The organism is Enterobacter sp. Acro-832 (assembly GCF_011752745.1).
Lineage (GTDB): Bacteria > Pseudomonadota > Gammaproteobacteria > Enterobacterales > Enterobacteriaceae > Enterobacter > Enterobacter quasiroggenkampii.
In genome coordinates, this window is record NZ_VWWX01000009.1 from 47188 (window position 1) to 68553 (window position 21366).

Here is a 21366-nt window from a genome sequence, read left to right on the forward strand (position 1 = left end):
GCAGTTAGCGTCGCGGCAAGCCCACTGTACACGCTCGTAAGCGCCTGACGGCGCTAACGCGGAGATACAGCCCGTCAGCGGCCAAAGGCCTTGACGGACTCACTCCGACCGCGCACATCATCATTCGGCGTGGCGGTTAACGGATATGGCTTTGCAGGGTAAGGGATGGGACAGGCAGAACCTTTCAAACAGCAGCGGCTTACGCCGGTCACGGCGCCCGTCGGCATTATCTCCCTGTCTGGCCTCAGCTGGCGCCTCCATGCCGCGATGCGGCATCAGTGAGTCCAGCTGTATCACCGACGGCATACCTTTTTTTTGTTGTCAAAAATCGTTTCGGGAATATGCTTTCAGAAACAGATAAGCGAGGCGATAAAATGGACACGTTGCTTTTACCCGGCCAGAACCCCCGTGCCTGGGCGGAAACCATGATCAACCTGGAGGCCAGGAAACTGGTTAACACGGCCAACACGGTGGCGGCTATGCATCTCCAGGATGGTTTTATCCGGATTCAGTTTGTTGATGAGATCAGGGCATTCATCATGGCCCAGTTTGAGGCCGCACGCCGGGCAAAAACGGATGATGACTGTATGGCCTGCCTGCAGGCATTGCGCGCAGAGAACACCAGTCTGCTTGAACAGTCTCGTTCGCTCAAAACTGGCTATGCAAAACTCTATGCCGAGGTGAAGGTTGTCCGGGACGAGAACAAAATTGTGGGCTACATCATTTCAGCGGTCGACGTAGTGGTGGCCGGTGCGGCCATCTTCGGTGGGATCGTCATGATGTCTTCGATGACGCCGGTGGGCGTGGTGGCTGGCGCGGTGATTGTCGTAAATGGATTCAACACGATTTCACGGGAAGCCGCGCACAACTTCCTCGGCGATAAGCAGACGGAGGGAATTTTCGCTGACGGCTCGATGGAGATCGCTGAATTTCTGGGCTTCAGCCGGCAGCAGGGGCTGGGGACCTATAAGGCAGTCACACTCTTCAGTGAGGTCTACGGCGCGTATGGTCTGCGGCTGAAACCCGAAGCCCAACGGCTGTGGTACTGGACCAGGCCAGATTTCTTCAGGAAAGTATCCGGTACGCCACGTCCCGCAATGGCGCTTAAAATTGCGGGATGGGGGGTTAAAGCCAAAGTGGCGCTTGATTTACTGACTATTGAGCCTTCCGGGAAATAGTCTTCTGCAGGCGGAATGCTTTCCAGCCCAGCGCAGGTGGGAAGGTCACCCAGGCGATGATCAGGACAACAAGGGAGCTCATGCCCCCGGAAAGAATGTGTGTCCGGCTGCCGGCAATAAGCGTGACCAGCATTACCAGAACCAGCGCGACCGTGATCCATACCGACACACGGAACCGCCGTGAGAGCGCATCGATGAGATGCTGCATGGTACCTCCGCCTGCTGCAAGCCGGCCCTGTAATTTGTCCACTTCGCTCTTGCTGAAACCTGCCTCAAGCAGCTCTTTCTCACTGATAGCCATCTCGTCCTCCCTAATCAGGCGAAAGTATACTGTATCAGACCAATAATCCCCAGGTGACCGGCGTAAGCATAATAAAAGAAATTACGCGGCATGAAACGCTTGCGGCCCTCCGGACAGATTTTACTGCAGAAGGAAACCACTGCCAGGGGGAATGCCAGAGTAGGCAGCGTGGCCAGTAATAATGTTTCTGTAGGCAGATCCGGGAGATGCGATAACCCGTTTAAACAAATCAGTGACAGCACGGCAGTGATGGCCGCCAGCCGCTGCACTTCGGGTGTATCGTTGCCAGAAACGGTTGCCATACTGATGGCCAGCGTTATTCCTGCGAGCCCGTAGCTTGCCGGCTGCAGTGGCCAAATCATGAGGGCAAGGAGCAGATATCCCACAAACATTCCTTTCCGGCCGTGCTGGTACTGCAGGGCAATCAGCTGCGTGACGCCGGCAAACACGAACAGAATGTTCAGGGCCCACCAGGGCTGGTGATGCCAGAAGGCCAGGCTGAACACCGGCTGCGTGATGACTGCCCAGATCCACAGACGATTGGCTCTCTTCTGAAGTCGTTCCGGGGTGCGCTGTACGTTCATCGCCCATATAAGCGTGAACAGGGGGAAGGCCATCCGGCCAAGCGCATACATCACCGGCAAGGCTGGCGACAGAAACACCGTATTGATGTGGTCGATAATCATGGCCAGAAGTGCGAGAAGTTTGACCATATCGAGAGCTGCGGGACTGAGCTGGCTGGCGTTCCGGATACCGGGAAGAACGTCGGGTACTGAATGATTCATGCTGTAGATTCCCCTTGCGACACGCGGTTAACAGCCAGCACTGAACATAATGCCAGAATGCCCTGCCGGTTTGCGTTGTGACCCTGATCTTTAGTTTCTCCAGAATCTTGCGTACTGCAAATTCTGATTTATCACGCAGCACGCGCATTGCGCCTGCCACATCCTTATTCTGAATACAAATACTTAAATTATGAAAATCGTTCACACCGCCCCCTTTCTTACTCTCTTATTATCGGCCGTGTGAATATTATATTTAGTGCAGTAGGATAATTCCTAATAAAAGTTTTATATTACCACCCCCCCCAATTTTAGTCATATTACTGACCATACTTAATGGTTGACAATGGTTTATTAATTATTTGCATTGCTTGCAGATGCCTTTGCCTTGACCAGAGCGAAATCTTCACGAATAGATTTTGCGGCAGGCTTCCACCCTTTAGCCCATTCCTCGTTCATACGGCCTTCACTGACAATTTTCAGGGTGATGGCATAAGGGGTGCGCTGCAGTTTCTTCGACAGCCAGAGTATATGATCATCGATTCTGTCATCCGGAATATCAGAAATAATCGAATGAATAAGGTCCAGGTCCTCCGGTGCCCACGGTTTTCCGGAACGCGGAAAAACTTCATCCGGAAGGCGTGGTTTTTTTTCCTTTTCTTCTTTTACCTGCTTTCTGGCTTCTTTTTCAGCTGTGATGAGGCGCTGCCGTTCTGTTAACCCACCCAGAGTTGCAACCGTCCTGACCATATTTTCGCGCTGCTCACGCGTAATATTGACTTCACCGCATATAATGGCATTTAACGTATCGATAAGAATTTCCAGTTTGCTTTCGGTTAATTTGAAAGTCATACAATAATCACCTTAATTTTTATTCGTTTGTTGCTCATCCTGATGCAGACTACGCCAGCGCCACGGCTCTGTCTGACCCGGTTCTGACCAGAGTCCAACTGACTGACGGCGGGCTTCGGCCTCCAGAACAGCGTAGTCTGGCCGGACGGGGTTTCCGTGGTACCGGTATGCCCAGGCCAGGCCTTTGCGTACCTGTTCGGCATTTACATCCGTCATACCAAGCCATATGGTACCCAGCAGGCGTCCATAGCGATCCGTTTCACTTCCCGTGACGGTTACGGGCCGCTGAGCCACCATCGATGAGAGTTCCTGACGTGAACGCTGGCCAAAGGGCTGGCTCTTTTCCGGCGCATCGATGCCAGCCAGGCGAACGCGCGTCAGTCGGTTTCCTGGATCAAGTATCTCAACGGTATCCCCGTCCAGCACGCGCACAATCCGGCCGCTGATATCTGCACTGGCCGAAAACGCCACAACGAACAGGACCAGTGTGCAGAACTTCCGTTTCATTATTTATTATCCCCGGTTGCATACCCTGCGGGTATTAAGCTCGTAAATTTCAACCCGGCTTATCCTCCAACGAGGCTTTTTAAAGGAATGCCAAACATTGAATGTAATTTCCTGATCATGGGCAGCGTCAGATTACGTTTGCGGTTAAGCACTTCATAGACCCGGTTAGATTTTCCAATTGCCGGCTCAAGATCTTTTACCGTCAGCCCCTGCTGTTCCATCCTGAATTTAATAGCTTCAATCGGGTCTGGGGCTTCGACAGGAAAGTGTTTGTTTTCGTATTCATTAATCAGCACACACATGATTTCAAAAAAGTCTCCCTCCGGGGTATCGGCAGGAGGTTCGTTATCAAACATAGGCTCCACAGCGCGTAACGCGGCTTCATAGTCCTGTTCAGTTTTAATTGGTTTAATCTGCATAGGGTTTACTCCAGGCTGACAGTTTCAGCATCTATTTTGTCATATTCTTTATGCGTACCGATGAATTTTATAAACATCCATCCTCGCTGGTATGCAATCGCAACAATTAACCGGTAGTCATTTCCCTTAATATTAAAAACCACTCGCCTGTTTTTAAGAATACTGGCACTGCGATATTGTTCTTTGATTTCTGCCGGGGTTTTCCATTCAGCTTTACTGGCCTCATCTACCCAGGCTTTTAGCGGCTGCTCTGCATCGGGATTCGCCGTCCAGAAATCCCTCAGTGTCTTGATAGCGATTATCTTCATGTCATGATGATAGTCCCATTTTAGGACTATCTCAAATTTTTTGTCCCGTCATGGGACTTTAATTCATTTGAAGAGACATACCAGAGTGTCAGGGCCGGCTATGCCTGTACTGAGTGATTTCATATTTTTTTGTTGCCTGCCTGCCGTCGTGACATGAGCTTAGGATACACAAGGCTCAGGATACCCCTGGGCCACAAGAGGTATCTATGATGAATTATCAGATGACGCTGAACGAACTCGTTACCACCACAGAACAGGCCAGAGCGGACTACCGCCGTCATGGTACCGAGATATCCAGAATGTTCTATGAATTCTGGTATGTACTGCTGGGAACGGAGGCTTTCGACCAACAGACGCTGACGCTCAGGTGTCCGCTTGCACTGGAAGAAATGTACCGCCTGGCAATTGACGCGCCGTAGAACTATTCAGTTGCAGGCAGAGCCGCGAAAGCGGCTTTTAAAGATACTTACCTGAACTGCTTTTCTGGTGTGCAGATCCACTCAGCCAATCAGCTGCAGGGCATAACTGATATTGAGGCCTGTCATATTGGTATTGAGGGCCTTCATCATGTCTGCACTCGTATACTTGACATTGCCCTTCAGGCTTCCCTGATAGCCTTTTGACGTGACCACTGCCAGTTGTTCCGGATTGCAGAGGGCTTTCATGCCTGCGAGCAGGTCTGACTCAACGGCACGCAGATAAAGCGGGGAGGCCGCCACCACAAACCGATCGTCAGACCTTGCCTGCATCAGCGTCTTCAGGGAGGTACACCGTCGTTCCGAAGGTGGACGCCTTGTCAGCCGTTCCCAGTGAGTGCGATGGCAGAACGGCATCGTGGAGAAAGTCGCTTCATACGGGACCACGGGATCAGAGATATGAAGTAGCCCCAGGCCTGCGGATAAAATCCATATCTCAGCACCACTACGCGCCGCAGCTGCAGCTGCCCTGCTCCAGTGCTGGCCTGTATACAGCTCGCCGGCGGTCATGGGGGGCGATCCGCGACGGGCCTGCGCCAGTCTTTCCAGCCAGACCCCGTAAGCCCTGCCGGCATCGCGCTCATCCGGAAAAACCGCATCACCTGCAGCCACGGTTTTTCGACGCGTGCAGGTAACGATGAGATGGACGTTACCTTGCCCTGTCATACTGTTTTTCCATTAAGGAGGCTTTCTGCAGTATCGTGCAGCCATTCATAAAGTTCGCTGCCGTCTTCATCTAGGCCGCTGTCGAGATGAATTTTCTTCTTTGTAACGGAGCCTCCGTATTCCTTGATTTTTCTCAGCAGACTACCCAGTGTTTCGTTTTTCTTCTGAATCACTACCCGATGCTGGTACTCCGCAAACTGGTTCAGAGTGAGATCGATATACCAGCCATCCAGTTCCAGAATTACATGTGCCTCGATAGTTGAATTTTCGTTATCACGGAAGTCTTTAGTCGTTTTCATCAGCAGGACAACCGGCTTTAGGGCAGGGTTGCTGTCTTTCAGGTACTGCGCCAGAAAGTTGCTGGCCAGGTCGCAGCAACCGTGGGGAAATTCGTTCAGCTCATTCCAGCGGTTCATATGAAAACATTAATTTGAACGTGTGTCGGCCGCGAGCATCAGGGCATTACGGAAGGCATGGATACGTCGTTTTAGATCTCGCGTCATTCTGTTTTCTCATCAGTAGCATTTTTCTTAAGGCTTCCGGCTGCCTGTTCATCATTCATCGGCTACCGGCTAATCGCTGCTGAGAAGCCCAGTTCAGGCCGGTTTGACGCTGATAAGTCGGTACCAGGTCCGCCCGTCTTCTTTAAAGCTCCCTTGTACCACGATACTCACCACATCACCCGACCGCAGAAACGCGATGGATTCCGCCAGTGAGAGAGTGTTTGTATACACCCGCAGCCATTCTTCCCCAAGCAGGACACCAAAAAAGGCATTCCCGTTCGCGCTGGCGGTCATCACATGCGCAGTTCGTTGAACTGTACCGGTGAATGTACTTTTTCTGCCCCGCAGAAAGCTAAACAGTCCCATCTTTTTCTCCTCAGTGATGGTCAGCCGGAGATTACGCTGGCTGTGGTCGCTGACTTCTGTTTTCATTTCGTCACCTTCCCGCTTTTCGGCTGTGCCCGGATCAGGATCAGCTGCTCGGCCTGCAGGGGGCGTTCAGTCGTTATTTCCGGACGGTGAACAGTTCACCGATCGGGGGCTTCCCCGCAAATATTGCATCATGGCAGTCGACCATTTCCTTCAGGACAGCGGTAAAAAGCTGATGCAGGGATTCTATGGTCTCTTGTGTTTCTGCCTTCCTCATACCAAGAATTAATGCTTCATAGTTAAGGCCGTAGTAATGCAGCGGCGGTTGCCTTGCCCGATAGTGACGGGTTACATTTTCTCCAAGCTTTGTTACCAACCAACCGCCCACCCCTTGCACCTGCTCAAAGGCGGTTGTCATGGCTTCAATCTTGGCAGCGTAAGGTTCCGCAGGCTTGAGACCATAGGTGTTCAGCCGGAACCGTATTTCCCTGATTGACTGCTGAACTGAATCTGCTGTGTACAGAAGCAGGGTTAGTTCATTTACCGCTTCCGTGTAGGCTTCCAGATCGTCACCTTGCAAGGTTTCGTTATATTTCTGGAAGGCTTTCATGACCTTTTCAGCGGCCGATGTCAGAGTATTAAACGGACCCAGATGGATGTACTGCTCGTTAACCAGGGCGATCGCCTCCTTGTAGCCTTCCTGAGTGGTCAGCTGAGGCAACCAGCTGCGCGCGGTAAGATAGGCAGCGACGGCAGCCCCGGCCATCACCAGATTTAGTACGGCGGAGAGCCACTCGGCCGGACCACTGTCTTTGACTGTCTGGCCAAAAAGAATAATAAGGATCAGGGCGGCAAAGGCCACCACTGCAAAGGCGTGAAGCACACGGTCTGTCCGGCTGAATTTCACGGATGTATCTCCCCGGTAGGTTTGTGCACAGCATCAGCGTGCTCAGTGTCGCGCGGTACCGTGCTCTCATTGACCTGCACCCCGACGGCAATACCAGCGTCATGGCATGCCTCCAGCCAGCTGGCAACCTGCAGGGGATCGCCTTCCAGGCGAGTTAACCTGCCACCAGTGTCCCACAACTGCAGGCAAGTGGTCCCGTCGAGGCGTATCACAAAATCCCCACGGTATGCGGTACGTGCGACGCCATCAATCATGAGCAGAACATCATCACCAGTCGGCCCCGGACTGCCTGCCGGAATGGCCGAAACCAGGGGAAGCACCTTCACCTCGCTGGCACGCTGCTCCGCCAGGACCCGCGCCTGTTCGTCAGCGAGAAGCGGGGCGGCCAGCGCCCGGCCGGCGTCCGTCAGCTCGACGGCCAGCCGCAGGTTCGGCGCGCGAAGGCGGCGCAGCCAGCCCGCAGCCTCCATCCGGCGGCAGGAGGCGCGGAGGTTCGGCCCGTACACCGGGGCGTCCCCGCCCTGCTCCAGCACCCGCTCGATATCCTTTGTCGCCACCGGCCCCGGACGTTTCGCCCCGAGGGCGGCCAGCACAATCAGCACCCGCCGCTGCAGGGGGGACGGGCGGCGGCTTGTTTTCTCCGTCACGACCTGGTCTCCCTGAGACCATGTATCAGCCCCTCAAGGCGCAGTCTGTCAGCGTCAATGCGGTCCATGTCCGGCACGTCCGGGTACCCGCTCATCGCGAGGATAAACCAGAACCGGAGAATGTCTGAGGCCCTGTTCAGCTCCTGGACGTAGTACGGACCGTCCTGGCGAAGGTCGCATTTCCTGATTTCTTCTTCTGTCTTTTGCGCCAGCAGCTCATAGCTGAGTGAAAACGTCACTTCGTTATCCATCCTGCACGCTCCGTCTGATAATGTCCGGTCAGGTAAAAAATCACACTTAGAATGATTTTCTATTGATTCAGTAAACATCATATCAGATATGATTTTATGATTAATGATTAATATCATATTCAGTATTATTTTATGCGATTTGTTTGATTATCATATCATTTGACGGATTCCCGCTGCGCAGATCCGATTTCTGGCTAAGCCGGATCTCCTGCGTAAAAACAGAAAGGACACGGACAGGGCTGCCCTGTAGCCCGCCGAATACAGATAAATCGTGACGAATGAACTTTGATATTGCCTGGAGAGGGAATAGTAAGGAAGAGCGCATGCTACGCTCTTCCTTTGACGGGGATTAAGATTTAATAAACGCCAGAATATCGGCGTTTATAACGTCTGCATGCGAGGTGTGCATGCCGTGAGGATAACCCGGATAGATCCGCAGCGTGCTGTTGCTCAGAAGCTTATCCTGTAACAGGGCGGCGTTTTTATACGGCACAACCTGATCGTCATCACCCTGCATCACCAGAACCGGTACGGTAATGGCTTTCAGATCGTCGGTCTGGTCGGTTTCTGAAAAGGCCTTAATCCCTTCATAATGCGCTTTTGCACTGCCCATCATTCCCTGACGCCACCAGTTACTGATGGTTCCCTGGGAAACCGCAGCGCCATCCCGGTTAAAGCCATAGAACGGGCCGGATGCGACATCGATATAGAACTGCGCGCGGTTGGCTGCCAGGGCCTGACGAAAACCGTCAAAGACCGTTACCGGCGTACCGCCAGGATTACTGTCGGTTTTCACCATCAGCGGCGGCACTGAACTGACCAGCACAGCTTTTGCAACGCGGCCCTGCGGCTGACCGTATCTGGCGACATAGCGTGCCACCTGGCCTCCGCCCGTTGAGTGGCCTACGTGTACTGCATTTTGCAGATCCAGATGTTCCATGACGGCAGAGGCATCTGCTGCATAGTGGTCCATATCGTGCCCTTCACTGACCTGGTCAGAACGCCCATGGCCACGGCGATCGAATGCTATGACGCGGAATCCCTGTGCCAGGAAGAAAAGCATCTGGTTATCCCAGTCATCTGCACTCAGCGGCCAGCCATGATGGAACACGATGGGCTGTGCCGCTTTGGAGCCCCAGTCTTTAAAGTAAATATTCACGCCATCTTTAGTTTGTACGAATGCCATTGGTTGTCTCCTCATGTTGATTCATATGACAAGCATTTACTTTGCTCACCGGCTACAGACAACAAGGCGGGAAGCCAGACACGGCAATTCATTGCGCACTGGCAAAGGTGGTGCAGATGGAGCATGTAATCCATATGAAGACCTTCCTGTCTTTATTATCCTGAACCAGACCTCGCTGGTCTGGTGCTCACCTTAACGTCAGCACCGGTACATGTATATTATATTTTGCCTGTTACAGTAATAATCATGATTTATGATTTTAATGTTCAGCTATTTGATATTTATCAGTTTTTATCTTTTAATTTTGTGAGCCGTTTGCTGGCATCAAACCCACTCCGCATGGACTTCTACTGCCAGATGACGAGTGCTGACTTCCCGGTTTAGCGCCTTAAACACCGTCATTTCCATGCCCTTTTCTGTCCTCTGTGAGGCGGAATGACTAAGCGTGTGTGAATATTCTTAAATACATTCCATACTGCGTTGCTTTTTTGTTACTTCTGTGTTTTCACATTGTGTTTTTTAATAAGAAAATGCCTGGTTACTCTTATTTGTTTATTTCATGTTTTTCATTTTTACGATCTAATATATCGTCAACTGATCGCGCGCTGGAGTATTATCCTGTTTATTGGTTGTTTTTTTATGTTTTTCTGGCATATGTCTCTGCATGAGAATCTTTTCGTGAAACATCAGATCGTTTACGTGCATTCGTTTGGTTTTTTGTTCTTGTTCCGGATTTTCGGTCAGATAATCATTTCAAAATGTAAGGGGTGATTTAAAAAAGCAATAAATACACGGCGGGATGTATATCCCGCAGGTGTCTTCTTTTGCCTGTCCACTTCATTTTTATAGCGGCAGAAGGACGTGAACGGATATTTCTCTTCTGCTGCTGAATTATTTTTAAGCTCAACAACTATTAACAGGAATTAATTTAATGAAACTGAATGCTATTGCATCTGCATTTGTTCTGACCATGGGTATGGCTGCCTCTTCTGTTTATGCAGCGGACGGTGGTAGCGGTGAAATCCGTTTCGTGGGCTCTATTATTGACGCAGCCTGCTCTATCAATCCTGACTCCACTAACCAGGAAGTAGACCTGGGCCAGATTGCCGCTGTTCAGCTTAAGGATAGCGGTACCTCCACGCCGCGTAACTTTGAGATCAAACTGGAAAACTGTGCGCTGAATGACGACGGTTCTGCTCCTTCTGTTGCTGTGACCTTCGGTGGTGCGCAGGCAGTTGCCGGCGAAGACACCTGGTTCGGTATGACCGGTGACTCCAACGGTGCGGGTGTGGTTATCACCGATGCGGCAAGCAACATCATCCCGGTTAACGGTACCTCTGCTGCCCGTGAGCTGATTGTGGGCGACAACACCCTGGCCTTCTCTGCTTACCTGCAGGGCGTGAGCGAAGACATTCAGCCTGGCGACTTCACTGCGGTGACTAACTTCACCATGGCGTACGAGTAATTCATCGTCTGACTGTGATACCGGCCCGGGCATTCGCCCGGGCTTTCCGGGGGAAATATGCCTGTTTTATACCGCACGCTCTCAGTCCTCTTGCTGTTGCTGCCGGCCGTATCCGGGGCCTCCCATCAGGGGCAGGGCCGGGTGACGATGACCGGCCAGCTTCTGGCATCGGCCTGCAGTATCCACACCGATGACGTCTGGCAGGAGGTGGACTTTGGTACGCACGGACGAGAGACCCGCAATGATGCGGTGTTTCGCGGAGGACTGCCGGTCACCCTGCGGCTGGTTAACTGTTCACTGGAAAAAAGTGACAAGTGGCAGTGGGTTACGGTGACTTTTGACGGTGATCGCTCAGCTGCCACTGAACCCAGTTTTGCCGTGCGTGGCGAGGCTAAGGGCATTGCACTGCAGATGCAGGATACGCGCGGACACACTGTCCACCCAGGAGAGCCGCTGCCGGAAGTGGTGCTGTCGCCCGTCGGTAACCGTCTGGATTACCGCCTGAACGTGGTGGAAACGAAGGAGCCGGTACAGGAAGGTGACTGGACAGCCTTTATCCGTTTCATGGTTGAGTATCAGTAATACGCATATACAGAACAATAACGATATAAGTGGGTAAATCAATGTTATTCCGTCGAAGCAAACTGAGCGTATATATTCTTTGCGCCGTTTTTGGTTATGCGCCTTCTGCATATTCCGTGGAGTTTAATACGGATATTCTGGATGCGGAAGACCGGAATAATATTGATTTATCCCGTTTTCAGCAGGCCGGCTATATTATGCCGGGCACTTATTTATTTGCCCTGCGTCTGAATGACCGCGTTATCTCAGATCAGGAAATTGTTTTTAAGGAGTTTTCCGGCGCGGACGACAGCAAACCCGAAGTCCGCGCCTGCCTGACGGAGGCTCAGGTTGAGTTGCTGGGGCTGAAGCCGGAGGCTCTGGAGAAGGTGCGCTTTGACGCACAGGGTCACTGCGCCGATTTCTCCGCCCTTGAGGGCGTGATGCTCCGTGGCGACCTGGCCGAATCCGCGCTGTATGTGTCCGTCCCGCAGGCCTGGCTGGAGTACCAGGACAGTACCTGGCTTCCGCCTTCCCGCTGGGAGAACGGCATTCCGGGAATGATGCTCGACTACAGCCTGAACACGAATGTCACGAAACCCACGCAGGGCAGCCAGAGCCAGTCGGCGAGCGCCAGCGGTACGCTGGGTGCCAACCTGGGGGCGTGGCGCCTGCGCGGTGACTGGCAGGGCAGCTACAACCACACCACGGGAAACAGCAACAGCACACAGCATAATTTTGACTGGAGCCGGGTGTACGCCTATCGCGCCCTGCCGGGGATGATGGCGAAGCTGACCCTGGGTGAAACCTACCTGACATCCGATATTTTCGATTCGTGGCGCTTTACCGGGGCCTCACTGGCCAGCGATGAGACGCAGTTACCGCCAAAACTGCGTGGCTACGCGCCGGAAGTGTCGGGGATTGCGCGCACGAACGCCAAAGTCACTGTCAGCCAACAGGGCCGTGTGCTGTATGAAACCACCGTGGCAGCCGGTCCGTTCCGTATTCAGGATCTGAACAGCGCGGTGAACGGCGAGCTGGACGTGAAGGTGGAAGAGCAGGACGGCAGCGTGCAGACCTTTCAGGTCACGACCGCGACCGTGCCGTACCTGACCCGTCCGGGCCAGGTGCGCTACAAGCTGGCTACAGGTCGGCCGTCTGACTACACGCACCACGTGGAAGGACCGTATTTTACCACCGCGGAGGCTTCCTGGGGGATCACCAACAGCTGGTCGCTGTACGGCGGCGGGATTTTCTCGCAGGATTATAACAGCCTGGCCGTCGGCCTTGGCCGCGACCTCTACCAGTTCGGTGCGCTCTCCGCAGACATCACCCAGTCCATGGCCCGCCTGCCGGACGGTGACCGTCCGCAGGGACGATCCTACCGGGTGAGCTACTCCAAACGGTTCGAGGAAATCAGCAGTAACCTGACCTTCGCCGGGTACCGCTTCTCGGAGCGTGACTACCTGAGCATGCCGGAATACCTCGATGCGCGTTACTACGGAGGGGCTCGCGGCAGCAACAAGGAGCTTTATACCGTCACGGCGAGCAAGAGTTTTGAAGACCTGCGGCTCTCCACCAACCTGAGCTGGTCGCACCAGACCTACTGGAACCGGCCGCAGACCGACCGCTACAGCCTGTCAACCAACCGTTACTTTGACATCGGGGACTGGCGCAACATGTCGGCCACGGTGTCCGCGAGCCGCAGCGACTATAACGGCCGCCGGGATGACAGCGTCTGGCTGAGCCTCAGTCTCCCGCTGGGCGGCGGTACCGCCAGCTACAACGGTAACTGGAGCAATAACCGCTACAGCCAGACCGCGGGCTGGTACCAGCGCCTGAGCAATGACGACAGCTACCGTCTGACGGCGGGGACCCGCAGCGGTAACGGCGAGTCGCTTACCACACAGGCCAGCGGGTATTACAACCACACCGGGGATATGGCGGACATGACGGCCAGCATCAGCTGGCAACAGAACAGCTACACCTCAGGCAGCCTGTCTTTGAATGGCGGCCTGACGGTGACCGGAGAAGGTGCGGCGTTGCATGGCAGCAGCGGCAACGGCGGGACCCGCATGATGGTCAGCACGGACGGCGTGGCCGGGGTGCCGATTGGCCGCAACGGCAAAACCAATGCCTTCGGCATCGCCGTGGAGCCGTCCGTGGCCAGCTACTACCGTACCACCACCGAAATTGACGTCACCCGACTGCCGGATGACGTGGAGACCGCGGGCACACCGGTCGCCGAAGCCGCCCTGACCGAAGGGGCCATCGGGTTCCGCCGCTTTGACGTGCTGAAGGGGGCCAAGGTTGTGGCCATCCTGACCCAGGAGGACGGTACGCATCCACCGTTTGGCGTCACCCTCCGCAACAGTGCCGGGCGGGAGCTCGGGATGGTGAGCGATGGCGGTCTGGCCTGGATTTCCGGGGTCAACCCGAACGAACAACTGAATGTATACCGGGGGAGTGACGTGATGTGTACGGTCACGCTGCCGCCGGTTATCCCGGCGCAGCAGCTGCTGCTGCCGTGTACTCCGGCGAACCGGAGTGCACCTGCCGTCACAGACCAGTAGTACCTGATTGATTGAGTAACTAAACCATGAAGCAAAAAACCGTAAACACGCTGTCCGTCCTGCTGCTCGGCAGCAGCCTGACAGCCCTGTCCGCCCCGGCGATTTCTGCCATTGCGCTGGACAGGACCCGGGCAATTTTCCCGGGCTCAGAAAAAAGTCTGGCGCTCAATATTTCGAACGCCAGTGATAAAAAACCGTACCTGGCTCAGGCCTGGCTTGAGGACGCGAAGGGAAACCGGATGGACGGTAATGCCGGCACGCCCCTGACCGTGACGCCGGCCCTGCAGCGCGTGGAGCCCGGGCAGAAAAGCGTCATCCGCGTGAACGCCCTGCCCCAGGCCGCTGCCCTGCCACAGGACCGGGAGAGCCTCTTCTACTTCAGCGTGCGGGAGGTTCCGCCAAAAAGCGAGCGCCCGAACGTCCTGCAGCTGGCGCTGCAGACCAAAATCAAGCTCTTCTACCGCCCGGCTGGCATTATTCCGGAGCGCTACAGCCGCCAGGACGACAAGCTTGTGCTGCATAAAACCAGCGGCGGCTACCGCATCGAGAACCCGACCCCGTATTACATCACGGTGCTCGGCGTGACCGGCGGGGAGACGCAGCCGGTGGCGAAGTCCTTTAAGAGCGTGATGATTGCGCCCAAATCCAGCGAGACGGTGCAGAGCGGGACGTTCAGCCGTCCGTGGGTAACCACCATTAACGACTTTGGTGGTAAACCGTCCATACCGTTCAGCTGCCAGGGTGAGACCTGCCGGGCTGAGCCGGTCGCATAACGGATCAGGAGAGCAGATGAGGCAGGGGAACAGATTGACCGGCGCCGCGTGGGGCTGCCTGGCGCTGGTCTGTGCCGGACTGGCGTGCACCGGTCCGGCCCGGGGGAACTGGGAGGTGGATGGCCTGAACGGCGGCATAGCCGCCCGCGGCAGCCTCGTCAGCCAGCCGTGCAGGCTGTCGCCGGAGTCGGTGGAGCAGGAGATGTCCCTGGGACAAATCGCCCTGTGGTCACTTGAGCGTCCGGGCTCGGTTTCCCTGCCGGTCACCCTGCAGCTGGTTCTGGAGGCCTGTCCTGCCGGACCATCCTGGCTCGCTTCGCCGCAGCGCCAGCAGGGTGAGCTCTGGCTGTCCGGGCAGCACGGTATGGCGATGACGCTGACGGGGGATGCCGACCCCACCGACGGGCGGTATTTCCGCCTGCGCGGCAGTGGTCGTGGCGTGGCCCTGCGCCTCGAAGACGACCGGGGTGAATGGCTGCAGCCGGGCCTGACGGCGCGTCCGCGCGCCCTGTCGCCCGGACGCAACGTGGTTCCCCTGAAGGCGCAGCTGTGGCGCACGTCTGCCCCGCTGCAGGCCGGCGAGTTCTACGGCGTGGTTAACGTAAACATGGAGTACGAATAATGGGACGACGACAGCGTATACGCCGGGGCGGGCTGACGGAAGCGGTGCTGTTGTGTGGCGCACTGGCGTCCCTGCCGGCTCAGGCCGACACCGACGTGGAGTTCAGCGGCACCCTGGTGGCAGACCCGTGTGTTGTGGACACGGACTCGCAGGAGCAGGAAATCGACTTTGGCAATATTGCCTCAAAAACCTTTATCAACCACGAAAGCACGGCACCGAAGGACTTTCGCATCCGCCTGCTGGAGTGTGACCTGACGCTGGGCACTCAGGTAAGCGTGACCTTCCTCGGCGACGAGTCGCTGACCCAGCCGGGCGCGTTTGCCGTGACCGGGGACGCGAAGGGTATCGCGGTCAGGATTGAAGATGCGGAAGGACGCACGGTTGCACCGAACCGGGCACACGGTGCCGGCGACCTGCTCCAGGGGGAGACCGTGCTGGCGTACCGGGCGCGCGTCACCGCAAAGAACGTCAGCGAGGTGACGGAGGGAGAGTTTATGGCCGTGGCCACCTTTGCTCTCGACTGGGAGTGACCATGAATATTCATCACGCGGAGTACGGCATGAACAGGGCCGGAATGTGCGGCTGCCCGCCGCACCTGAAATGGATGCTGCAGGAGGGCTGCGTGCAGGGTATACGCCTGCAGCCGTTGATGTCACTGCAGAGCCTTACGCCTTTCGGGATGGAGGGGCTGTCCCTGCTCGATCCGCCAGTGCTGACTGAACTGTTCTTTAAGCACCTGCCGGCGGAGACGGCGCTGTCGCTGTTTCTGCTGCAGGCGGAAATACTGTCGCAGAAATACCCTGATAGCCGGCTGCTGCTGAACCTGCCGGTCAGGGCACTGCAGGCCACGGACATGCTGGACCGTCTGCTGACCCCGCGGAGGGATTTAAGCCGGAATGTGGGTATTGAAATCCAGGACCCGGGTGCACTTACCGGGATGTCCGGCGCCGAGCGGCACTGCCTGGTGGTAACCCTGATGGTGCTGCGCGAAGAGGGCTGGTCACTGTGGATGGATGACCTGACCCCGGCCCTGCTGCCGGAGGCTGGCTCGCTGTGCATGACGTTTGACGGAGTCAAGATTGACCGCAACGAAATCCATCGCCGCCGCTATGAACCCCGGGCGCTGGCGCACCTGGTGTCGCGCTGCCGGGGGTTGGGTAAACAGGTGGTGGTTGAGGGGATTGAAACCGAAGCCGACCTGCAGCATGCGCAGGCGAGCGGAGCCGATATCGGGCAGGGTTTTTACTGGCCGGAAACTATGCTTGACCTGCCCCGCCCGCTGAGGGGGCTGCTGTGAAACATGCAGCGATTGTTCTGCTGACTGCCCTGCTGGGCGGGTGTGCCGGCAAGTCGGATATTCCCGCCCCGCCGGTAGTGGTGACACCTTCCGGACCTGAGGTGGTTACTGACGTTACCCCTGCGAAGAGGGCTGCACCCGCCGCGGAGAAGACGGAAACTACGGGTATTGCAACCTGCGAACAGGAGATGAACGTCCTGGCGAAAATCTCCCCTGAAACGCACCGGCGGATGCGCCAGCAGTTTGCGCAGCTGATGCGCCAGGCGGCCGCGTACGGTGATATCAGGGGCCAGGTCAGTGCGGATTTACGCGGGGCCACCGACACGCTGTACCGCTACCGCTCAGGCCGGCTGTGTGCCGCCATCCGGGCGTCCCTGGCGGAAGGGCTGATGCGACAGGCCGGAGATAACGGCGCATGAAGCGCCTGAGCGTATCCCTGCTGGCGATGAGCCTGCTGCCGGTCACGGGCGCCATGGCGGAGAGCAGTGAGGATTTTATGCGCTTTGCACAGGAGTGGACGGCACAGGAGGCGCAGAAAAAACGCGCTCCCGTCCCGAAAGACGCCCCGCCGCCGCGTAAGCCGGCAGCGGGGAGCGTCACGCCGGCGGCTGTAAAACCCGGTCAGCCGGTGTCACCGCCGCAGGAAAACCGCCAGCACGATACCGCCCCGGAAAAGCCTCAGCATAACAGGGCTGTGGCGCCGGTCAGTCCCGCAACTAAGCTGACCGCCCCGGCGCCGATACCAGCTGACCCGGTGCGTGCCGGACAGTGGCTGAAAAAAATGTGGATGAACATGACCCTGTCGCCCGACGAACAGGCTGTCAGGGGCCGGTTAGCCTCACTGCAACAGGAGCGGGATAAACTCGCCGGTGAGCTGGACCGGCATAAGGCGGAAGACATCCGGCGCCAGGACGCCCTTCAGCTGCTGCAGCGCCGGCTGAAACAGCTGCAGTCCCCGCCCCTGCCGGAGGATGCGCCGGGACTGGAGAGTTTCTCTGCCGGGATGGCGGCAGGTATCAACCTGCGTGAACTGCTCGACGCACACGCAGAGCTGGGTGTGGTGACGGACCGCAAGCATTTTATTGCCGGGGTCCGGGAAGCCATTCAGGAGGACCAGCGTCTGTCTGAAGAGGATTTTCATCACTGGCTGAGGGCGGCAAATGAACGGCTCGCAGCGGCAGAGGCACGACAGCGTGAGGCTCACGCTAAAGAGGATGCGGCCTGGCTGAAAACCTTCCGGCAGGAGCCGGGCGTCCGGCAAACCGCCCCCGGCGTCTGGAGTGCGGTGCATCATGCCGGCGGGCCTGCGTGGCAGCCCGATGAGCCCCTGCAGGTGGCCATCAGCCGCCGGACCACCTGGGGTGAAATAAAGGAAGACTCCGACATCAGCGGTGTGGTACTGGAAGGGCTGAGCGACACGCTGCCGGAGTGGATGCAGCCGTCGCTCAGGATGATGGGCTATCACGGGCAGGCCCGTATCGGGCTCAGGGTGAATGAAGCAGGCATACCGGATGTGAACGGCCCCCGCGTGGAGGTCTGGGATATCCGGCTTGCCCGCGCAGAGAAAAGGAGCGAAGAGGATGAAGAGCGACGAGGAACAGGCCCTGCTGGCGATGCTGCAGAGACTGGCGAACCAGACCTTACATGACAGCTGGGCGTCCACCCGGGAAGTGGCGGATGCAATGGACTGGAGTATCTACCAGGCCCGCATCCATCTGCTCACCCTGCGAAGTGCCGGTCTCATCCTCAGCCGGCAGAAAGGTAAGGGACGGCATAACGCCCTGGAGTGGAGGGTCATCACGTGAACCTGACCTGTGCTGAATACCATCCGACCGGAAAAGGCCTGAGGGTGTTCTCGGATGACCGTTTTTTTGCCCGCGGGGCCGCAGAGCTGCTGCTTCGTGACCGGCGGGTCCGGGAAATCCTCGCCCGACGACCGGTTAATGTGGTGCATTTTGCGGACCACCGTTACCTGATGGCCTGGAGCTTTGCACCGACCCTGCCGACCGGACTGACAGTCATCGCGGGAACCTTGTCCCTGACGGAGAAGCTTGCCCGGCTGTTCAGCCCGCGCCGTGTGGGTCTCGCCGGTATTCACCGGTCAGGTACGGAGCTGGTTCAGGCGGTACTGGTGACGGATATCCGTCACACCCTGGAGCCGGAGCCCCGGCCGGAAGATGTCTGGCTGACCACGGAAGAACTCGCCTTTATGTGGGCCTGGAAGGGCGGGCGCCGGCCGGATTACGGAGACAAGCGCAACAGCCGCCTGAAGTACCGGCTGATGCGAAGAGTGGGGGCTGAGAATGATATCGGCCTGCTCGTGCGATTTCGGGTGATGTCATCCGGGATTAGCCTGCTGCGTACCCGGGTCAAACACAGGGACAAACGTCAGCCAGAGCATCCGGGCGAAAAATGGTCCGGAGACACAGACATTGAACAAGAACATAAAAGAAGGCAGTAACCATGAAAAAGAGTAACCGGGTGCTGTGGGGGCTGACCGCCCTGCTGCTGCAGGGAAGCCTGCCCGCCCATGCCGCGCTGACCGTGGACCGTTCCCGCCTTGTGTATAACGAAGGTGAAAAGTCGGTCAGCGTCAACGTCACTAACCGGAACGAGAATGACCCGTACCTGGCCCAGGCGTGGCTGGAAAACGAACAGGAAGAAAAGACCACAGGGCAGCTGATGGCCCTTCCTCCGGTGCAGCGGGTGGAGCCGGGTGCCAAAACCCTGGTGCGCCTGCAGACCCTGTCTGACGTGAGCTCCCTGCCGTCAGACCGGGAGAGCGTGTTTTACTTTAACCTGCGTGAAATCCCTCCAAAGTCGGACAAGGCCAACACCCTGACCCTGGCGCTGCAGACGCGGCTGAAGGTGTTCTACCGTCCCAAAGGGCTGATGGTGGACCCGATGCTGGATACGGTGCCGGGCACGGAGACGCTGACGCTGACCCGTCAGGGTGATAAGTACGTGGTGAATAACCCGACACCGTATCACTTCTCGTTTGTGGAAGCGCGCAGCAGCCTGAAGGGGAAAGGTATCGAGAATTTTGAGCCGGAAATGGTGGCCCCGAAAGGCACTGTAACGCTGAAGCCGTCGGCCAGCGCGCTGGGCAACAGTCCGGTGCTGATGTTTGTGAACGACTACGGTTCGCAGCGCCTGCTGCCGTTCAGCTGCAGCGGAAATATTTGCAAGGCCGGAAAAGTGCAGATACCGGCGGCAACCGGAGGGGCATAAAATGTGTCACCACCGGATAAAAAAAAGCATATCGCTGTTTGCCGGGATGCTGATGTCAGCGTCAGGGATGGCGGCAGAGGGGGATACCACGGTCATCACAGTCAGCGGCACGTTGGTCGATACACCTAACTGTACGGTAAACAACAATAATACCATCATGGTTAATTTCGGTGATGTTGTTACCACTCTGATAGACGGGGGGGAATATAAAAAAACTGCTTTACCGTATACGCTGACCTGCAACTCACTGGCGCAACAGGGGCTGAAAATGACACTGACCGGAACAGCTTCTTCTGTCGGCAGCAGTTATTTTGCGACCAATAGAGCTCAGTTAGGCATAAAAATAACGTACGGCGATTCCATCATATCACCTAACGATAGCCTGACGTTTAATTACGGGGTAACACCTGTTCTGTATGCCGTACCCTATTCATCAAACACCGCGGCGCTGCCAACTGGGGGGTTTTCCGGATCGGCAACAATGGTTTTTTCATATCAGTAAAGGAGTAGGTATATGACCCTTTATTTACCATACATTCTGGCCGGAATGGTGATCATGACATCACAGGTAAGTGCTGATTCCACCATTATCTTTGGCGGCACCCTGATTAATGCCCCCGTCTGCACCATCAATGGTAATAATATTGTTGATGTTAATTTTGGTGACGAAATCATTAGCCGCCTTACTGATGGCGTGAATTATAAAAAGCAGATTGAGTATGCTCTTGATTGCACCAGTGTGGCCAGTAACGGCATGAAAATCGCGCTGAGCGGAACCGGTGCATCCTTCGGTACAGGTCTGTTATCCACCACGAAATCCGGGCTGGCTATCCAGCTGTACCATGACGACACCCGGCTGGAAAACGGAAAGGCTGTACCGTTCAGTTATCCGTCAACGCCTGCGCTCTATGCAGCACCGATAGCCCAGGACAGCACTACGCTGACTGCCGGCAGTTTCACCGGAACTGCGTCATTAATCCTGAACTATCAGTAGGGAGCGAGCATGAAATACCTGTCAGGAATAATTACTGCCATGAGCCTGATGCCTGGTCTGTTATATGCGGATGCGACTGTTAATTTTAAAGGCACAGTGATTGAAGCTCCGCCCTGTGTGGTCAGTAATAATCAGCTGGTTACTGTTGATTTTGGGGATGAAGTGATGACCACCAGGGTGGATGGCTCTAATTATAAACAGCCCATCCGATTTACCCTGGACTGCAGCGAAGCACTGTCGTCTAAACAGAAAATCCGCATCACTGGTGAGACGGCGGGTTTTGACCCCATATCGCTGTCAACAAGTGTAAGCAGCCTTGCTGTTGCCCTTTATCATGATGATGTGCGGTACACACCGGGGGAGTGGATACCTTTTACTGACCCGGATGTACCGGCACTTTATGCCGTTCCGGTAAAACAGGACAGTGCCACGCTCAGTGGAGGAGCCTTTTCTGTGCTGGCCTCCCTGGTGGTGGATTACCAGTAGCCGGAAGGAGAT

30 protein-coding genes are annotated in these 21366 nt (G+C 56.0%); 17 read left to right on the forward strand and 13 right to left on the reverse strand.

Annotated elements, in window-relative coordinates:
* Nucleotides 1-374: 374 nt before the first annotated feature.
* Nucleotides 375-1178, forward strand: coding sequence for a DUF4225 domain-containing protein (locus F3J31_RS21345; RefSeq protein ID WP_167215251.1), 804 nt, complete (start codon nt 375-377; stop codon nt 1176-1178).
* Here the strand turns inward: F3J31_RS21345 and F3J31_RS21350 are convergent.
* From F3J31_RS21350 to F3J31_RS21375, 6 genes are all read right to left on the reverse strand, one after another.
* Nucleotides 1156-1479 (reverse strand): hypothetical protein, encoded by a 324-nt coding sequence (locus F3J31_RS21350; protein ID WP_167215254.1) that lies wholly within the window; start codon nt 1477-1479, stop codon nt 1156-1158. The genes F3J31_RS21345 and F3J31_RS21350 overlap by 23 nt on opposite strands.
* A gap of 14 nt (nt 1480-1493) precedes the next feature.
* Nucleotides 1494-2264, reverse strand: coding sequence for a TraX family protein (locus F3J31_RS21355; protein ID WP_167215257.1), 771 nt, complete (start codon nt 2262-2264; stop codon nt 1494-1496).
* 351 nt (nt 2265-2615) lie between these two features.
* Complete coding sequence (locus F3J31_RS21360; RefSeq protein WP_167215260.1) at nt 2616-3113, reverse strand: hypothetical protein; 498 nt, start codon at nt 3111-3113, stop codon at nt 2616-2618.
* Between the two features lie 12 nt (nt 3114-3125).
* On the reverse strand, nt 3126-3620 hold the full coding sequence (locus tag F3J31_RS21365) for a thermonuclease family protein (protein ID WP_167215263.1): 495 nt from the start codon (nt 3618-3620) through the stop codon (nt 3126-3128).
* A 59-nt stretch (nt 3621-3679) separates the two neighbouring features.
* A complete protein-coding gene (locus F3J31_RS21370) occupies nt 3680-4039 on the reverse strand; it encodes a transcriptional regulator (RefSeq protein ID WP_032663667.1) in 360 nt (119 codons plus the stop codon).
* Between the two features lie 5 nt (nt 4040-4044).
* Nucleotides 4045-4347, reverse strand: a complete 303-nt coding sequence (locus F3J31_RS21375; RefSeq protein WP_029403837.1) for a type II toxin-antitoxin system HigB family toxin — start codon at nt 4345-4347, stop codon at nt 4045-4047.
* A gap of 206 nt (nt 4348-4553) precedes the next feature.
* Between F3J31_RS21375 and F3J31_RS21380 the strand changes: the two genes are divergently transcribed.
* Nucleotides 4554-4766 carry a hypothetical protein gene (locus F3J31_RS21380; protein ID WP_167215266.1) on the forward strand — a complete coding sequence of 71 codons (213 nt, stop codon included), beginning with the start codon at nt 4554-4556 and terminating at the stop codon, nt 4764-4766.
* Nucleotides 4767-4847: 81 nt separating this feature from the next.
* Here F3J31_RS21380 and F3J31_RS21385 read toward each other — a convergent pair whose 3' ends face one another.
* The 7 genes from F3J31_RS21385 to F3J31_RS21415 form a co-directional block, all read right to left on the reverse strand.
* Nucleotides 4848-5489, reverse strand: a complete 642-nt coding sequence (locus tag F3J31_RS21385) for a DUF6884 domain-containing protein (RefSeq protein WP_167215269.1) — start codon at nt 5487-5489, stop codon at nt 4848-4850.
* Nucleotides 5486-5905, reverse strand: a complete 420-nt coding sequence (locus tag F3J31_RS21390) for a hypothetical protein (protein ID WP_167215272.1) — start codon at nt 5903-5905, stop codon at nt 5486-5488. Before F3J31_RS21390 ends, F3J31_RS21385 begins: the two co-directional genes overlap by 4 nt.
* Before the next feature lie 180 nt (nt 5906-6085).
* Nucleotides 6086-6424, reverse strand: coding sequence for a hypothetical protein (locus F3J31_RS21395; RefSeq protein ID WP_167215275.1), 339 nt, complete (start codon nt 6422-6424; stop codon nt 6086-6088).
* Between the two features lie 73 nt (nt 6425-6497).
* Nucleotides 6498-7268 (reverse strand): hypothetical protein, encoded by a 771-nt coding sequence (locus F3J31_RS23305; protein WP_205246307.1) that lies wholly within the window; start codon nt 7266-7268, stop codon nt 6498-6500.
* On the reverse strand, nt 7265-7915 hold the full coding sequence (locus F3J31_RS21405) for a hypothetical protein (RefSeq protein ID WP_167215278.1): 651 nt from the start codon (nt 7913-7915) through the stop codon (nt 7265-7267). The genes F3J31_RS23305 and F3J31_RS21405 overlap by 4 nt, the downstream gene beginning before the upstream one ends.
* Complete coding sequence (locus F3J31_RS21410) at nt 7912-8166, reverse strand: hypothetical protein (RefSeq protein ID WP_167215281.1); 255 nt, start codon at nt 8164-8166, stop codon at nt 7912-7914. Before F3J31_RS21410 ends, F3J31_RS21405 begins: the two co-directional genes overlap by 4 nt.
* 349 nt (nt 8167-8515) lie before the next feature.
* On the reverse strand, nt 8516-9352 hold the full coding sequence (locus tag F3J31_RS21415) for an alpha/beta hydrolase (protein WP_167215284.1): 837 nt from the start codon (nt 9350-9352) through the stop codon (nt 8516-8518).
* Nucleotides 9353-10283: 931 nt separating this feature from the next.
* Between F3J31_RS21415 and F3J31_RS21420 the strand changes: the two genes are divergently transcribed.
* The 15 genes from F3J31_RS21420 to F3J31_RS21490 are packed head-to-tail and all read left to right on the forward strand — an operon-like array spanning nt 10284 to nt 21354.
* Complete coding sequence (locus F3J31_RS21420) at nt 10284-10817, forward strand: fimbrial protein (protein WP_167215287.1); 534 nt, start codon at nt 10284-10286, stop codon at nt 10815-10817.
* Nucleotides 10818-10874: 57 nt separating this feature from the next.
* Nucleotides 10875-11399, forward strand: coding sequence for a fimbrial protein (locus F3J31_RS21425; RefSeq protein WP_167215290.1), 525 nt, complete (start codon nt 10875-10877; stop codon nt 11397-11399).
* A gap of 41 nt (nt 11400-11440) precedes the next feature.
* The gene (locus F3J31_RS21430) at nt 11441-13951 is read left to right on the forward strand and encodes a fimbria/pilus outer membrane usher protein (RefSeq protein WP_167215293.1); all 2511 of its coding nucleotides are present in this window, start codon (nt 11441-11443) and stop codon (nt 13949-13951) included.
* A 26-nt stretch (nt 13952-13977) separates the two neighbouring features.
* Complete coding sequence (locus F3J31_RS21435) at nt 13978-14724, forward strand: fimbria/pilus periplasmic chaperone (RefSeq protein ID WP_167215295.1); 747 nt, start codon at nt 13978-13980, stop codon at nt 14722-14724.
* Between the two features lie 16 nt (nt 14725-14740).
* On the forward strand, nt 14741-15346 hold the full coding sequence (locus F3J31_RS21440) for a fimbrial protein (RefSeq protein WP_167215299.1): 606 nt from the start codon (nt 14741-14743) through the stop codon (nt 15344-15346).
* Nucleotides 15346-15876: a fimbrial protein gene (locus F3J31_RS21445; protein WP_167215302.1), complete on the forward strand. Its 531-nt coding sequence runs from the start codon at nt 15346-15348 to the stop codon at nt 15874-15876. Before F3J31_RS21440 ends, F3J31_RS21445 begins: the two co-directional genes overlap by 1 nt.
* A 2-nt stretch (nt 15877-15878) precedes the next feature.
* Nucleotides 15879-16643, forward strand: a complete 765-nt coding sequence (locus F3J31_RS21450) for an EAL domain-containing protein (RefSeq protein WP_167215305.1) — start codon at nt 15879-15881, stop codon at nt 16641-16643.
* On the forward strand, nt 16640-17062 hold the full coding sequence (locus tag F3J31_RS21455; RefSeq protein ID WP_167215308.1) for a hypothetical protein: 423 nt from the start codon (nt 16640-16642) through the stop codon (nt 17060-17062). Before F3J31_RS21450 ends, F3J31_RS21455 begins: the two co-directional genes overlap by 4 nt.
* Nucleotides 17059-18291, forward strand: a complete 1233-nt coding sequence (locus tag F3J31_RS21460; protein ID WP_167215310.1) for an FKBP-type peptidyl-prolyl cis-trans isomerase N-terminal domain-containing protein — start codon at nt 17059-17061, stop codon at nt 18289-18291. Before F3J31_RS21455 ends, F3J31_RS21460 begins: the two co-directional genes overlap by 4 nt.
* The gene (locus F3J31_RS21465) at nt 18224-18448 is read left to right on the forward strand and encodes a FaeA/PapI family transcriptional regulator (RefSeq protein WP_167215313.1); all 225 of its coding nucleotides are present in this window, start codon (nt 18224-18226) and stop codon (nt 18446-18448) included. Before F3J31_RS21460 ends, F3J31_RS21465 begins: the two co-directional genes overlap by 68 nt.
* Complete coding sequence (locus tag F3J31_RS21470) at nt 18445-19104, forward strand: hypothetical protein (RefSeq protein ID WP_167215316.1); 660 nt, start codon at nt 18445-18447, stop codon at nt 19102-19104. Before F3J31_RS21465 ends, F3J31_RS21470 begins: the two co-directional genes overlap by 4 nt.
* Nucleotides 19105-19106: 2 nt before the next feature.
* Nucleotides 19107-19874 carry a fimbria/pilus periplasmic chaperone gene (locus F3J31_RS21475; RefSeq protein WP_167215319.1) on the forward strand — a complete coding sequence of 256 codons (768 nt, stop codon included), beginning with the start codon at nt 19107-19109 and terminating at the stop codon, nt 19872-19874.
* Nucleotide 19875: 1 nt separating this feature from the next.
* Nucleotides 19876-20376 carry a fimbrial protein gene (locus tag F3J31_RS21480; protein ID WP_167215322.1) on the forward strand — a complete coding sequence of 167 codons (501 nt, stop codon included), beginning with the start codon at nt 19876-19878 and terminating at the stop codon, nt 20374-20376.
* Between the two features lie 12 nt (nt 20377-20388).
* Complete coding sequence (locus F3J31_RS21485) at nt 20389-20868, forward strand: fimbrial protein (RefSeq protein WP_167215325.1); 480 nt, start codon at nt 20389-20391, stop codon at nt 20866-20868.
* A 9-nt stretch (nt 20869-20877) separates the two neighbouring features.
* Nucleotides 20878-21354 (forward strand): fimbrial protein, encoded by a 477-nt coding sequence (locus F3J31_RS21490; protein ID WP_167215328.1) that lies wholly within the window; start codon nt 20878-20880, stop codon nt 21352-21354.
* The last annotated feature ends 12 nt before the right edge of the window (nt 21355-21366 follow it).